The sequence below is a fragment of the Mycolicibacterium sphagni genome (genome assembly GCF_002250655.1).
Lineage (GTDB): Bacteria > Actinomycetota > Actinomycetes > Mycobacteriales > Mycobacteriaceae > Mycobacterium > Mycobacterium sphagni.
Genome location: NZ_NOZR01000021.1, coordinates 41,690 through 56,139 on the forward strand (window position 1 = coordinate 41,690; position 14,450 = coordinate 56,139).

General features: G+C 65.1%; 17 protein-coding genes. 8 read left to right on the forward strand and 9 right to left on the reverse strand.

What is annotated here, in order from left to right:
* The 8 genes from CG716_RS21695 to CG716_RS21730 all read right to left on the reverse strand — a co-directional run bounded on the left by CG716_RS21695 (position 1) and on the right by CG716_RS21730 (position 8,187).
* Entirely contained in the window at positions 1-774 is a 774-nt protein-coding gene (locus CG716_RS21695; RefSeq protein WP_094483176.1) for an enoyl-CoA hydratase/isomerase family protein, read from the reverse strand.
* A gap of 30 nt (positions 775-804) precedes the next feature.
* Positions 805-1,632 carry an acyl-CoA thioesterase domain-containing protein gene (locus CG716_RS21700; RefSeq protein ID WP_094483254.1) on the reverse strand — a complete coding sequence of 276 codons (828 nt, stop codon included), beginning with the start codon at positions 1,630-1,632 and terminating at the stop codon, positions 805-807.
* Between the two features lie 161 nt (positions 1,633-1,793).
* Entirely contained in the window at positions 1,794-2,075 is a 282-nt protein-coding gene (locus tag CG716_RS21705) for a thiocyanate hydrolase (protein WP_234817953.1), read from the reverse strand.
* A 64-nt stretch (positions 2,076-2,139) separates the two neighbouring features.
* A complete protein-coding gene (gene scnC / locus CG716_RS21710) occupies positions 2,140-2,862 on the reverse strand; it encodes a thiocyanate hydrolase subunit gamma (protein ID WP_094483178.1) in 723 nt (240 codons plus the stop codon).
* Positions 2,863-2,888: 26 nt separating this feature from the next.
* Positions 2,889-3,728: an SH3-like domain-containing protein gene (locus tag CG716_RS21715; protein ID WP_094483179.1), complete on the reverse strand. Its 840-nt coding sequence runs from the start codon at positions 3,726-3,728 to the stop codon at positions 2,889-2,891.
* A 172-nt stretch (positions 3,729-3,900) separates the two neighbouring features.
* Positions 3,901-4,404, reverse strand: coding sequence for an isoprenylcysteine carboxyl methyltransferase family protein (locus tag CG716_RS21720; protein ID WP_207760736.1), 504 nt, complete (start codon positions 4,402-4,404; stop codon positions 3,901-3,903).
* Positions 4,405-4,414: 10 nt separating this feature from the next.
* Positions 4,415-5,521: a type III polyketide synthase gene (locus tag CG716_RS21725; RefSeq protein ID WP_094483180.1), complete on the reverse strand. Its 1,107-nt coding sequence runs from the start codon at positions 5,519-5,521 to the stop codon at positions 4,415-4,417.
* Between the two features lie 314 nt (positions 5,522-5,835).
* Complete coding sequence (locus CG716_RS21730) at positions 5,836-8,187, reverse strand: Tex family protein (RefSeq protein WP_094483181.1); 2,352 nt, start codon at positions 8,185-8,187, stop codon at positions 5,836-5,838.
* Positions 8,188-8,306: 119 nt separating this feature from the next.
* On the opposite strand from CG716_RS21730, the gene CG716_RS21735 reads away from it, so the two are divergent.
* The 7 genes from CG716_RS21735 (at position 8,307) to CG716_RS21765 (ending at position 12,159) form a co-directional block, all read left to right on the forward strand.
* Positions 8,307-8,912 (forward strand): peroxidase-related enzyme, encoded by a 606-nt coding sequence (locus CG716_RS21735; RefSeq protein WP_094483182.1) that lies wholly within the window; start codon positions 8,307-8,309, stop codon positions 8,910-8,912.
* 44 nt (positions 8,913-8,956) lie between these two features.
* Complete coding sequence (locus CG716_RS21740) at positions 8,957-9,382, forward strand: pyridoxamine 5'-phosphate oxidase family protein (RefSeq protein WP_094483183.1); 426 nt, start codon at positions 8,957-8,959, stop codon at positions 9,380-9,382.
* Between the two features lie 82 nt (positions 9,383-9,464).
* Positions 9,465-9,749, forward strand: a complete 285-nt coding sequence (locus CG716_RS21745; protein WP_094483184.1) for a hypothetical protein — start codon at positions 9,465-9,467, stop codon at positions 9,747-9,749.
* A 171-nt stretch (positions 9,750-9,920) separates the two neighbouring features.
* Entirely contained in the window at positions 9,921-10,526 is a 606-nt protein-coding gene (locus tag CG716_RS21750) for a hypothetical protein (protein WP_094483185.1), read from the forward strand.
* 116 nt (positions 10,527-10,642) lie between these two features.
* Positions 10,643-10,903: a hypothetical protein gene (locus tag CG716_RS21755; RefSeq protein ID WP_094483256.1), complete on the forward strand. Its 261-nt coding sequence runs from the start codon at positions 10,643-10,645 to the stop codon at positions 10,901-10,903.
* 157 nt (positions 10,904-11,060) lie between these two features.
* Positions 11,061-11,528 carry a DUF5078 domain-containing protein gene (locus CG716_RS21760; protein ID WP_094483186.1) on the forward strand — a complete coding sequence of 156 codons (468 nt, stop codon included), beginning with the start codon at positions 11,061-11,063 and terminating at the stop codon, positions 11,526-11,528.
* Positions 11,529-11,667: 139 nt separating this feature from the next.
* Entirely contained in the window at positions 11,668-12,159 is a 492-nt protein-coding gene (locus CG716_RS21765; RefSeq protein ID WP_094483187.1) for a hypothetical protein, read from the forward strand.
* A gap of 4 nt (positions 12,160-12,163) precedes the next feature.
* Here CG716_RS21765 and CG716_RS21770 read toward each other — a convergent pair whose 3' ends face one another.
* Positions 12,164-12,787, reverse strand: a complete 624-nt coding sequence (locus tag CG716_RS21770) for an FKBP-type peptidyl-prolyl cis-trans isomerase (protein WP_207760737.1) — start codon at positions 12,785-12,787, stop codon at positions 12,164-12,166.
* Positions 12,788-13,139: 352 nt separating this feature from the next.
* Here CG716_RS21770 and CG716_RS21775 point away from each other — a divergent pair, with 352 nt between their 5' ends.
* A complete protein-coding gene (locus CG716_RS21775) occupies positions 13,140-14,441 on the forward strand; it encodes a S1C family serine protease (protein WP_234817948.1) in 1,302 nt (433 codons plus the stop codon).
* Positions 14,442-14,450: the final 9 nt, after the last annotated feature.

Genomic DNA, 14,450 nt, shown 5'->3' on the forward strand with positions numbered 1-14,450 from the left:
TCAGCGGCCCCTCCACTGCGGCCTGCGCTTCTCTCGCCACGCTTGCAGGCCTTCGCCGACATCCTCGGTGGCACCGGCCACCTTGCGCATCACTTCACCGAAGCGCACAGACTCGATCCAGCCCATGTCAGCCGTGCGCCAGGCCACCTCTTTGGTGGCCCGCTGCGCCAACGGCGCGGCCTCGGCGAGGGTCTGTGCCCACGCCTGTGCTTCGGACTGGAGGTCCTCGGGTTCGACCAGCTTCCACACCAATCCGATTTCTTTGGCGCGCTCCGCGCTGATCGGCTTGCCGGTCAGCAGCAGCTCCATTGCGTTAGCCCAACCGACACGATGTGGCAATCGGATTGCACCGACGATGGTCGGCACACCGAGCGACACCTCGGGGTAGCTGAAAGTGGCTGCGGTTGAGGCGATTACGAAGTCGCAGAACAAGACTCCGGTCAGCCCGTAGCCGACACAGGGTCCGTGCACGGCGGCGATTGTGGGCTTGAACAACTCCATGCCCGATTCGAAACTGTTGATGGTGGGTTTCTCCCAAAAGGTCCCGCCGAAGGTGCCGACCGACCCTTCGCCGTCCTTGAGGTCGCCACCGGCACAGAACACGTCACCGTTGGCGGTCAGGACCCCAACCCAAGCCTCTTGCTGGTCACGGAATCGGTCCCACGCGGCGTTGATCTCCTGCCGTAGTTGACCGTTGATCGCATTACGCGCCTCGGGCCGGTTGAGGGTGATGGTGGCAACGTGATCATCCAGCTGATAGGTGACGAGGCTCATTGCTGCACTCTAATGAGCGCCCAGCGCCGATCACCCGCCGATATTCATACGGGTTGCGGGATTGGCCATCGCGGTGACCATGCTGCGGCCGAACGCGCCGCTGTCGTCGAACAGGGTCGCGCTACCGACTGACACCCCGTTTTCGGAGAAGTTGGTGTCCGCCTGAACACCGATGAACACCCCGCGAGGCAGCCGCGACAACGCCACCGTGAGATCGCCGTTGATGTAGCCGATTCCGCTGGCGCCCAAGTCGGTCACCAGGTTGGCAGCTGCCTCGGCCACGACCGCTGCGCGGACGAATGGCGTTGCCGCCAGGCCGGCCACCGCATCCAGACCGCCGTAGTAGGCGCGCTTACGTCCAGTGTCCTGGTGGCGCATACCCATTGGGGTCCAGCCGGTTCCGTCGCTCTGGACGTGCAGTTGATGTTGCCCGGCGCTGTCCGGGGCGAGCACGCTCATCGCCGACTCCCAGTGCTCGTCTGCCGGTGCGTGAGATTCGCGGTACTGCAACAGCGTCGCCCGTGCCACGATCCAGTCATCTTGGATGATGTCGCACTCAGCGGTGCGCATCCGATGCCCGTGCCGAATCAGCCGGGTCTGCGTATAGGTCGGGACAGCTCGAGCAGGCTTGAGCAGATCCAGGGTGAGCCGGGCAGGCAGGTAGCCGACAGCGCCGTACTTGCGCTCCAGCGTCGAGGCCGCTAGGCCGGCGATCGCCTGGCCGCTGAGCACACCGTCGCTCCAGGAGGCCGCGGCAGAGGTCGTCGGCCGGAAACTGCCGTTGCTCTGCTGGACGAAGTACGCCGGGCGGATACCGACAGCGCTGGATGCCGCTGCCGTGCGCTCTGACAAATCCATGCTGCTGTTCACCATTGCCATCCTTTGTGTGGGGGAGCCGCCGCTTGCTTGACGGCTCACCACGCAACTATGACGCGCGGCAACGATTCGTACGTCCACCGATCGGCTGGACTACGGGATGAATCGGGGGGTCCACCGATTGGGGGACATCGGGCTGAGAGTCAGGCCTCCAGCCTGGCACGAACGACTGAAAGTCGTTGCTGCAGTTCCTCTTCGGTGATAACCCCTCTGGACAGCAGCGAATGCGCCAGCGAAACCAGCTGACTTTCCGGATAGGGGACCTCAGAGTAGACGGTGGCCGAGAGGGCATCTTCCTCGTCGCGCCGCTCCTTGAATGTCGGAACGGCGGCATCGCATGCCGCGTGATCGAGGGCATCGCACAGGCCGTCCAGGCTTGTCTTCCACGGCGGTACCGGATTCTCAACACCGTATTTGGCCGCCATCACTGACCAGATCTGGTTGCGTTCGACGATCTGCTTCAAAGGGGTCGGTTCAGTCACCTCGAGCTCATTCCCCGGCCGGATGCAAGGCGGGACGGGTGTCGGTGATGACATTGGTCGTCACGCCCGGCTTCGGCAACGCCACCCCGATCAGGCAGTCGCGAGTGATGATCTCGGTCAACTGGTCCTCGGTCCAACCGTCGGTCCCCGCGGGCCGCATCGGCATGACCATGAACCGGTGTTTCTGGTTGGAATCCTGGACCCGGACCTCGATGTCGTCGCCCAGATAGAGGCCGAACTCCGACAGCACCTGGCGGGGCCAACGGACCAGGCGGCGACGGTAATTGGGGGTTCGATACCACTCGGGCGAGTTGCCGAGGATCGGTCGTGGGTAGCACGAACACAGCGCGCACACGATCACGTTGTGCACGGTCGGGGTGTCCTCGAGGATCTGGAAAGCGGTGAAATCGCTGGGCGTGCCGAAGCCGGTCGGCTCCAGCCAGTCGACGCCCACCTCCTTGCTGGCCGTCATCGGCTCGGCGAGGGCCAGCGCTTTGAAGTCCGGGTCCAGCCACGCGCGGGCGACCAGCCGCGCGGCCGGGGTCGGGCCGATCTGCTCAGCGAACTCGGTGAACAGACGGTGTTCCTCGGCGGTGAAAATACCTTTCTCGATGCACAATTCGCGCAATGCGATCTCGAGCACTTCGAAGTCTGTGATCTCGTCGACCATCGGCTTGACTGTCCGGTCGTGATCGTGGTCGTGCGCGTGATCGTGGTCGTGTCCAGACATGTTCTTCCGTTCGTGAGATGTTGGGCTCAGTTGGCGGCTTGGAGCCAGTGCTCGGGAATCTCGGTCCGGAGGCTGTCGGCCTCCGGCCCGTTGAAGTCGTTCCACAGCTCAGACATGCTGAATTTCACGACGTAGAACCATTCGGGCTTGGCGTCGGGGATGTCCCACGTTTCGTCCTCGGCGGCCGGGCTTTCGTAGGCCACCGCGTCGATGACACCCCGTGCGCCGCGGACGTACTCCGGGGTACGTGTGTAGAACAGCACCGGAAGTTCCCGGACGACGACGGGGTCACCGACCTTGAACTTCGCCTCGCCCGCTTTGCCCGCGTAGACCTGCGGATCGCCCTTGCCCTGTGCGTGCACGATGTGACTGTTGCGCTTGACCTGCGATCCGTCGCCTTCGAACTTGGGCTTGGCCGCCAGCGTCTTGCCCTCCAGTCCGCCGGCGTAGCGGTCTTTGACTTCCGCCATCCGCTCGGTGAGTTCGGTCAGGCCGATGTGATGCTTCTCGATCAGCACCCGCGCCACGGACAGCAGCCAGCGGCCGTAGTACGGGAATCCGAGATAGACGGCGCGCTGGACGTCAACGTTGCCGATTCGGCGCCGTTCCTCGGACAACCAGATACCGCGCCATGCGAGGACCTCGCACATGACATACGTCATGTGCTCCCAGTACTCGTAGTCCTTGTTCTCGTACTTCATCGGAACGTCGGGCTCGCCCCCGACGTCGTGTACAGGCTTCATATAGGCGACAAACTTGGCGTGGTCAAGCAGATCCGGCGTGGGCGCGTCCGGCAACTCCGGATAGGCCGACTTGAGACGGGCCACCAACGCCAGCTGGTCGGCGCGTTCGGCAGCAGTGCTCATGGATGGCCCCTTTGTCGTTGATGGCCCCTTTGTCGTTGATGGCCCCTTTGTCGTTGATGGCCCCTTTGTCGCGACAGTGCACAACTCCAACGGGTGCCAACCTAACACCGAATATGTCCGAAAGCGCTTGCAATCAACCGCTTCTTACCCGCCCGCTATTTTCAGTATTTCTTCAGGTGTATCCCAGCGCGACGTTCTCGGCATGGATGCGCACCGTGAGTACCAAGGCGTTGGCGACGCTGAACACGATGGCGGTCACCCAGGCAGAGTGCACCAGCGGCAGTGCGGCGACCTCCGCGGCCACCGCCGTGTAGTTGGGGTGGTGCACCCATCGATACGGGCCCCGGCGAACCAAGGGAGCGCCCTTGATCACGATCAGCCGCGGGTTCCAGTGCTTGCCAAGTACCGAGACGCACCACCAGCGCACTGCCGTGCTGATCACCACCACCGCCACCATTGGCCAGCCGAGCCAGGGTAGGAAGGGCCGATGCATCGACGCCACCTCGACAATGCAGGACACCAACAGCAGCGTGTGCATCCCGACCATCACCGGGTAATGCCCGCGGCCGAATTCCCGGCCGCCGTGGGCAAAAGACCATGCCGCGTTGCGGCGCGAGACCACCAACTCAACCAGGCGCTCGGCGCCGATCAGGCCGATGAACGAGTAGTAGATCATCGGATCTCATTCACCAGCCCAGCAGCAACAGTTCGAAGCTGAAGCCCGGCCCCATCGCCAGCATCAGTCCCAGTGAGCCCTCCGGCGGTGTCGCGGCGACGGTCCGGTTGAGGACGTCGAGGACTGATACCGACGAGATGTTTCCGTTGTCGCGCATCGACTCCCAGCTGTGCCGCAGCCTGTCCGACGGTATGCCGACCGCGTTGGTGATCGCGTCGAGCACCTTGGGTCCGCCGGGATGACACACCCACGTCGCGATGTCAGCGGTGGTCAACCCGTGATCGGCAAGAAATGAGCGGACCTCGCCGCCCAGATGGTCGTCGGCCATCTTCGGCACGTCGCGCGACATCACCAGCTGGAAGCCGCTCGAGCTGACGTTCCAGCCCATGACGTCGACGGTGTCGGGGAACAACGTGCTGCGCGTGGCCAGCACCCGGGGGCCACGAGGTACGGGGAGACCCGCGGGGATCCGGTTGGCGCCGGCGCCGACCACGGCCGCCGCTCCGTCGCCGAACAGACACACTCCGATCAGCGCGGGTATCGACGTGTCGTCACGCTGCAGTGTCAGCGAACATAGTTCGACCGAGAGCAGCACGGCCACGTGGTCCGGGAAACCACGCAGGTAGTCGTGCATCCGCGCCAGGCCGGCGGCGCCGGCCACACATCCCAGGCCGAACAGCGGGATGCGTTTGACGTCGGGACGCAGCCCGATCTTCGAGGCGATCCGGGCGTCGATGGTAGGCACGGCCACCCCGGTGCTGGACACGGTCACGATGGCATCGACTTCGCCTGGCCGCACGTGCGCGGCGTCCAGGGCCCGGCGCACCGCCTGCTCTCCGAGTTCGACAGCCACCTCCAGGTAGGCCGCATTGGCTTCGGTGAAGCCGCTCATCGTCGGGTAGCGATCCAACGGCAGCGCGAGGTTGCGGTGCTCGACTCCGCTGGTGTTGGCGAAGCGCATAAAGCCTGGTTCGGCGAATTCGGTGAGCGCCTCCGCCACCTCGCGCTGGTCGTAGCGATGCTCCGTGAACGCGACGGCAGTACCGGCGATGCGCGGGGCGCCCCGCTGAGGCACGCCAATTATGTTCCGGGAGTTGAAAAAGGCGGTATCTGTCATGCGGGTTGCAACACGACAGAGGCTCCGAAAGAATTCCGTATTTGCCGTCACGTGAAATATCACACAGACGCATGAAATGTCATTACCGTATCGGTATAAGCACCACCGAGTACTGAAAAGTGTAGCTGCACAAGATAAATGGCGCCTGATACTTCTCAGGAATGTGGGCAAATCTGATATTCAATTGCTTATAGGCTGCCAACAGGCTGGCAATCGGCCATACCGGTGAACCGTTTACCCGCATGCTTCGTGCACTGTTTCCAACTACGAAAAGAGTTGCAGGAGTTGGCCGGACAACTCAACCCCTGCGCAAGCTACCGGCCGAATCCGGCGTCACGTAGAGCCTGGGCCATCGAACCGGAGGACCGCTTGTCGTCGCGCTGGTTGTTCTCATTTCCGCGGGCGGGTTGCCTGCGCTCGCCTCGGCTGGGGATGCCGCCACCGCCACTACGCTCAGTTCGCTTGGCCTGGTTGTTCTTTGGCGCATCACCCAGCCGCAGACTCAACCCGATCCGCTGGCGATCCACATCGACCTCGAGGACCTTGACCCGCACCACCTGGCCCGAGCGAACCACCTCGTGTGGGTCGGAGACGAAGCGGTCCGACATCGCCGATACGTGCACGAGACCGTCTTGGTGCACACCGATATCCACGAATGCGCCGAAGGCCGCGACATTGGTCACGACGCCTTCGAGCACCATGCCGACCTTGAGGTCGGTTACCTTCTCCACGCCGGCGGCGAACGTCGCCGTGGAAAAAGCCGGCCGAGGATCGCGTCCGGGCTTCTCCAGCTCAGCGAGGATATCGGTCACCGTCGGCACACCGAACCGGTCATCGGCGAAGTCGGCGGGCCGCAGCGCTCGCAACGACCGTTCGTTACCGATGAGCTCGGCCAGTGCAATCCCCGAACGGTCCAGGATGCGCCGGACCACCGGATAGGCCTCCGGGTGCACGCCAGAGGCATCGAGCGCATCGTCGCCGCCACGGATCCGCAGGAATCCCGCGCATTGCTCAAAAGCCTTGGGACCCAAACGCGCGACGTCCAACAGAGCACTCCGGCTGCGGAACGGACCAGTCTTCTCCCGGTGGGCGACGATGGCCTCGGCCAAAGATTCAGTGACACCGGACACCCGGGCCAGCAGCGGGACAGAGGCGGTGTTGAGGTCGACACCGACAGCGTTGACCGCATCCTCCACCACCGCATCGAGACTGCGGGCGAGTGTGCCAGGGGTGACATCGTGCTGATATTGGCCGACGCCGATCGACTTCGGCTCGATCTTCACCAGTTCGGCGAGCGGATCCTGCAGACGCCGCGCGATCGATACCGCGCCACGCACCGTCACGTCCAGGCTCGGCAGCTCGCGGGCGGCATAGGCCGACGCCGAGTAAACCGACGCCCCAGCTTCGCTGACCATGGCCTTCACTGGTGCTGCCGCACCGGCGGCACGGATGTCTGCGATCAATTCGGTTGCCAGTGCATCGGTCTCCCGTGACGCGGTGCCGTTGCCGATAGCGATCAGCTCGACGCCGTGCCGCGCGACCAGGGCCGCCAGAGTTGCCTTCGCCGAATCCCATTGGCGCTGTGGCTGATGCGGGTACACCGCGCAGGTATCGAGCACCTTGCCGGTGCTATCGACGACCGCGACCTTGACTCCGGTGCGGAAGCCTGGATCCAGCCCGAGGGTGGTGCGAGTGCCGGCCGGAGCCGCCAGCAGAAGGTCCTTCAGGTTCTTGGCGAACACTGCGACCGCGTCGTCCTCGGCGCGCTGGCGCAGCCGCATCCGCGCGTCGACCGCACCGGAGATCATCAGCCTGGTGCGCCACGCCAACCGGACGGTGGTGGCCAGCCACGGCGTCGCCGCCGCCTTGGCCGCCAGGTCGATGCCCAGCGCGCTGGCGACCATCACTTCGTACGCGTCGTCGGTGCCGCCGTCGAATCGCAGCGCGAGCGCCTGTTCCTTCTCGCCTCGCATCACCGCCAGCACCCGGTGCGACGGCATGTCCTCCAGCCGCTCGGTGAACTCGAAGTAGTCGCGGAACTTCTGTGCCGCCGCAGTTTTCGCGGCCTCCTCGGAATGTGGCGTGGTCCGCAGCGAGCCCTCGGCCCAGAACTTGGTCCGGACGGCACCGACGAGCTCGGCATCTTCGGCCGCGCGCTCGATGAGGATATGCCGCGCGCCGTCGAGTGCCGCCGCGGCGTCAGCGACGTCGGCGCCGACGAACTCGGCAGCCACGGCTTCAGGGGTGGCTGCAGGGTCGGCGAGCAATCGATCGGCGAGTGGCTCCAGACCGGCTTCGCGCGCGATCTGAGCTTTGGTGCGCCGCTTGGGTTTGTACGGGAGGTAGATGTCCTCGACCCGGGATTTGGTATCGGCCGTGATCAGTGCGATTCTCAGCTCGTCGGTCAGCTTGCCCTGCTCCTCGATGGAGGCCAGCACCGCATCGCGCCGCTCGTCGAGCTCCCGCAGGTAGCGCAGCCGCTCCTCGAGGTCGCGCAGTTGTCCGTCGTCGAGGCTACCGGTGACTTCCTTGCGGTAGCGGGCGATGAACGGAACCGTCGAACCCTCGTCGAGCAGCCGCACAGCGGCGGCCACCTGAATCTCGGCAACAGCGAGTTCTTCAGCAAGACGGGCATTTACAGATTTCACGGTTGGGCTCGAAGTCACGCCGAGACCCTACCGAACCTCGCCGACAATCTGGCCAACGGCCGAGGGATGTCGCAAGAGTTCGGGTCTGCCTTCGCAAAAGGATTGGGCAACGCGCGCGTCGGCGGCACAGTCGATCCATGACGACTACCCCTGACACGGCGACCCAGGCACGTATCTCCCGGCTCGACGTTCCCGACGTCGACGCGCTGAGCAACCCCGCGGTGAAGGGCTTCTTCACCCATCAGCAACGCGAAGAGGGCCTGACCTCGAACTGGTTCCGCGCGCTTTCACTCAACGAGGACGATCTCGGCCGGCTCAACGGGTACCTTCTGCCGTTGCTGGGCACAGACGGACGCGGCGGCCTGACAGCGCGCGAGCGGGAAGTGATCGCGACGGTCGTCTCGGGGGAAAACCGGTGCGCGTACTGCCACACCAATCACGCCAACAAGCTGGGCAAGGTGGCCGGTGACTGGTCCTTCGGTCAACGGGTGGCAATCGACCACCACCAGGTGCACGAGCTGACCGATCGCGAGCGGGCGCTGGCCGATCTCGCCGTCGCGGTGAACAACAACCCGCAGTCCATCCGGGATGACGATTTTGACGGGCTACGCCGTCTGGGGCTGGACGATCATCTGATCCTCGAGGCGATTTCGATCGCGGCGTTCATTGGCGCCACCAACCGGATCGGCATCGCGCTGTCGGTGCCACCGAACCCCGAATACACCGGGGTGCCGCAGCACTAGACGCCGCCAGGAATAGTGCTGCGCAGGGACAGGTTTGGCGCTGTATGCCCAAAGAACTGACCGAATCCGAGCGTCAGGAGTTCCTGAGCGCCAAGCACGTCGCGGTGCTGTCCGTCGCGTCCACCGACGGCCGGCCGCCGGCCAGCGTCCCGATCTGGTACGACTACGCACCGGGCGGCAACATCCGGGTCAACACGGGTGCGTCGCGGCGAAAGGCGCGGCTGATTGAGCAGGCCGGGGTGGTGACTCTGGTCGTCCAGCACGAGGAGCCGCCGTACCAGTACGTCGTGGTGGAGGGGACCGTCGTCGACGTCACGACACCCACTCCGCTGGAGGTACGAGAGGCCATCGCGGTGCGGTACCTGGGCGCGGAGGCCGGCCGGCAGTTCGTGCAGAGCATGGAAGGGCAGGACACCGTGCTTTTCACCATCCGTCCCGATCGATGGTTAACCGCCGACTTCTCCGAATGAGTTGGGATCGGTAGCCGATCCCCGGTTCTTCACTTGCCCGCAGCGGCGCCACCAAGGCGGCGGGAAACGAGAGGAAGAACCAATGAAGATCGTGCCGACTCCCATCGCGCAGCAGATCGATCGCGTCGATCGCCAGTACAGCCTGGCCATCGGCATCAGCACCGGCCTGTTGGCGTTCTGGTCCATCTACCGCGTGATCTGGTCGCTGTACTTGGCGGTCTCCTACAACTTCATTTTCGGCGCGCTGGTGTTCCCGATCGTGTTGTGGGGTGTCATCGGTGTAGTGGCCGCAATCACGTCGATCGGCTTTTTCACCCGCCACCTCAAGGGATCAGCCACCGGCTTAAATGAAACCAACCAGGTCTGAGCTGCGTCCCCTGGTGCCGGCGGCCTTCGCAGGGCACCGGGGGAGCGCTGAAACGCCGTGCAGCGCGCGGGCGATAGGACGGAAGTACGCGGCATTTGCCGCTTGCGCACCAGTCGTCGATGTGTGCGACGATGCCCCTACCCCGGGGCAACAGAAAGGACTGCCGGATTCATGACTGACGGGCACCGCACCGCGCCATTCGTCCGCGCAATCCTCTTCGCCGGCATGGCCGTCGGCGCCGCACTCGCCGGGGCAGCCACCGCCACGGCCGATCCGATGACGCCAACGCCCACCCCGGTCGTAGGAGATCCGGCAGCAGCCGCACCTGGCCAGCCGGTGTCGGTGCCCGTCGACCCCGCTGCCGCGCCTGCACCTGCACCTCCGCCGCCAGGTGCGCCGCCCTCAGTCCCCGAGATCGCCAACCCGACCTACGGCTCACAAAACGGCGGCGGCGTCCTGGGCAGTCTCAAAGATCTCTGGCATCAGGCCCGCGACCCCTATTACGGCCCCCAGGACGACGCAGCGGCCAGCGGCTCGGTCGCGCCACCCCCGGGAGCCGGCCCGGCGCCGGCGCTGCCGCCGGGATTCAAGTCGTACACCGCGCCCGGTTCGGAGGCGCCCCCAAGCGACTCCGGCCCGGGTAAACCGCCGCCGGCGGGGACTCCCGCCCTGCCGCCCGGCTACTACTCGATTAGCGGGCCGCCACCGCCCGGCTACGAATTCAATGGATCCGGGCCGGCGGCACCGTCCACACCGGCACCTGCGCCCACGCCCTAGCCGGCCGGCCGGCAGGCTCGATTCGCGCCGCAGCCGGGGGTAACGGATTGCTCGTGCCGTCTTCTGGTTATATTTGCTAAGTATCCGGATGACGTCTGAACGTTGGAGTCGTGCTCATGCCCCTGATCAAAACCGCTGTGACCGCGCTGCTGGTCGCCATCGGACTTGCGGTCGGCGTCGCGCCGGCCAGCGCGGACCCGCCGCCGCCGGACCAGAACGTCGGCGAGGTCGCACCCGACTGGGCCCCGCGCAAGCCGGCCGAGGCGTGGGACGGCCGTCCGGTGGTGTGGACTCATATGTGGGGTGGCCGCTGGGGGGTCTGGATCAACGATCAGTTCATCACGCTGTCGTCGAACCCGGTCACCAATGGCGGCTGACACTTTCGGCCACGAAAGTCTCAACCGTCACAACAGCTGTGGCACGCCGACCTAGGGTGGATACTGCGATGCGGACCGCTATATAGTTAGTCCGCTTAATGGTTTAGGGATCGCGCCTCTTCGGCGGCACCCGACCGATTTATGGGGTAGGAGAACGATGACCGGATTGATGAGCCGCGCGAAGCTGGCTGGAATTGCGCTGAGTGCGATGGCGGCCGCTGGTCTCATCTCGGCCGGCCCCGCGGGCGCCGACGCCAGCGACGACTTTCCGATCCCGCACCGGATCATCATCACCCAGTGCGATGTCGAGCAGTACATGGCCGCCGCGCGCGACACCAGCCCGGTGTACTTCGAGCGCTACATGATCGACCGCAGCAACCGGCCCGCAGACGTCCAGCAGCTCGCCTTCGACCGCATTCATTGGTTCTTCTCGCTCGACGAGGCCGGTCGCCGTCAGTACTCCGAGGACACCGCGACCAACGTCTACTACGAGTTCGTCGCGACCCGCTGGGGCAACTGGGCCAAGCTGTTCTTCAACAACAAGGGCGTCGTCGCCAAAGCCACCGACGTCTGCATGAACTACCCGCCCGGCGACATGTCGGTGTGGAACTGGGTTTCCAGCTAATTTTCGGTCGGCAGTAACACAGCCGTCAATTCCACCTATATACAGGCATCAATACAGATGCCGGATATGCAGGTGGACGATGAAGCAAACTCGACAGACAGTAGCTAACTCAGCGCGTCTCGGTTACGCCCTCGCAGCGGTGCTGACATGCGCCTCTTTCGGCCTCGCGTCGTCCGCTGCCGCCGACACGGTGCGCGTGCCCTGCGGTGTGCTCGGCCAGATTCGCGAAAGCCTCGACGACGACATCAACGCGGGCATCGGCGGTGTGCGAATCGTCATCAGCTCGCCCTACGCGAGTGGGGCTGCGCAGCAGCGCGACACCAACGTGAAGCTCGCGATGATCAGTCATGGCGTCCATTACATGGAGGACGTCAATGGGCCCGGCATCATCCCGGGTCTGGCCCCGGCTCTGGTCGACCTTCACCGAGCCACCGACGACATGAGAGACGCCGTCGGGGCGCTCTTCGTGGTTTCCACCAGCTACGGATCCGGCTTCGCGTACGGGGGCTATCCGACGGTGTCCAATGCCTGGCCGCAACCGTCGACCTGGACCGCCATCGACTACGCCGACCAGAAGAAGGACGCCATCTACGCGCTGGTGAACGGCCTTCAGCCCACCTGCGCGCCCTAGACGGTCAGTTCGCGCTGAGGATCTTGATGGCGAACACCAGCGTGTCGCCGGGCAGAATCCCCGCCCGGGGCTGACCTTGCGGGTAGCCGTCGGCGGAGACCATGGCGACCGCGACCGTCGAGCCCACCGTCTGGCCCGCGATGGCCTTCTGGAAGCCCGGCACCACACCGTCGAGCGAGAAGTCAGCCGGTTCGCCGCGCTGATAGCTGCTGTCGAACACGGTTCCGTCGCGACCGTTCACACCCATGTAGCAGACCGAAACCGAGGCCGTCGGCGCGACAACGGGCCCTGTACCGGCCTGCAGCGTGTGCACCTGAGTCGCGGTGACGCTGAACGGCGCGGTGACCGTGACGACCGGCGCAGCCGTATCGGTGGATCCGGTGACCGCGACGCTGCCGGTCGCACCGGGCAAGGTCCACTGGGGAGTTCCCGGGTTCGCCGGAGGCGCGGTCGGGCAAGTGGCATCAGGGCCGGCCGCCTGGGTCACCGAGGACGCGACGGCCGAGGCAGAGGAGTTCTTGCCGGCCGTCGGAGCAGCGGTATCAGAGCCGCACGCAGCCAGAGTCATGGCGAATGCCGTGGCACACGCGCCGGCGGCGACGGCAGAAGACACGCGAGAGAAGTTCACCGCCTTAAGCTACAGGCGAACGCGCCAGCAAAAGTCTTGGGTTGCACCGAACTGTTTCTCAGCAAAGCTTCAGACGCCAAAGGCAAACTTTCCTCAGGCGCCACACGGCGCACACGTGTCTCGTGACGAGAAAGAGAAACTGAACGCGATGAACTACAGGCCAGAGAACTTGCCGCCGGAGAACCATTACCAGTGGCAGTCAAACGACCATTCTGATCAGGATAAATCGCGTCAGTGGAGCCAGTGGGGCCAGACCGGTTATCAGCCGCACTACACCCCTTCCGGCGGCGAGCAAATGTACCCGCCGCCTTACGAATCTCGCACGAAGTCGGGGAGACCTGCATCACAGCAAATGACTCGGCAACGGACGAAGTCGCGGGTGGGCGTGTTGGTGTGCGGCACCGCGGCAATCGCGATGGTCGCGGGCGCCGCCGGTGCGGTTGCCCTGGTCGATCACTCGGGCGCCACCGTGCCCAGCGCTCAACCCGCACCCGTCGGGACAGGATCGCCATTGGCGAAGACAGGACCCGTCTCGAACCAGCCATCCACCGCTGCACCCGCAGGGACGGTCGAACAGGTGTCGGCCAAGGTGCTGCCCAGTGTCGTGAAGATCCAGATCACCACCGGACAGGGACGCGAGGAAGGATCGGGCATCATCCTGAGCGCCGACGGACTGATCCTGACCAACAACCACGTGGTGGCCGCGGCCGCGCAGGGCAGCCAGCAGCCGATGGCGTCGCAGGCCGGGCCCGGCGGTCAGTTCCCGGGCTTGCCGCGTGGCATGTTCCCCGGCGGCCAGCTGCCGGGTCAGATGGACGGACCCGACGCCCAGGATCCGAGTGACGGCCCAAGCGCCGGCCCGTCGGGTCAGAGCGCCGGCGGAATGAAGGCCACCGTGACGTTCTCCGACGGCCGCACGGTGCCGTTCACGGTCGTCGGCGCCGATCCCGCCGACGATATCGCGGTGGTTCGGGCGCAGAACGTCTCCGGCCTCACCCCGATCAGCATCGGTTCGTCGCAGGATCTGAAGGTCGGTCAGAACGTCGTCGCGATCGGCTCGCCGTTGGGCCTGCAGGGCACCGTGACGACGGGCATCATCAGCTCGCTCGATCGCCCGGTCGCGACTGGCGACGACCAGACCGGCCAGCATTCGGTGATGAGTGCCATCCAGACCGACGCGGCGATCAACCCCGGTAACTCCGGTGGAGCGTTGGTGGACATGAACGGCAATCTGATCGGCGTGAACTCCGCGATCGCATCCCTTGGCGGCGGCCAGGATTCGCAGGGCGGCAGTCAGGCCGGTTCGATCGGCCTCGGCTTCGCCATCCCGGTAGATCAGGCCAAACGCATTGCCGATGAACTGATCTCCACCGGCACCGTCCAGCACGCCTCGCTCGGAGTCCAGCTCAGCTCGGACGACAGCAACCAGGGCGCGCTCGTCGCAGGAGTCGCCGATGGCAGCCCGGCCGCGACAGCGGGCGTGCCGAAGGGTGCGGTGATCACCAAGGTCGACAGCAAGCTGATCGACGGACCGGAATCGCTTGTCGCCGCGATTCATTCCAAGGCGCCGGGTGACAACGTCGCCGTGACCTTCAACGACCCGTCAGGCGCCTCGCACACCGTGCAGGTCACCCTGGGCCAGATGCAGTCCTGAAACACTCTG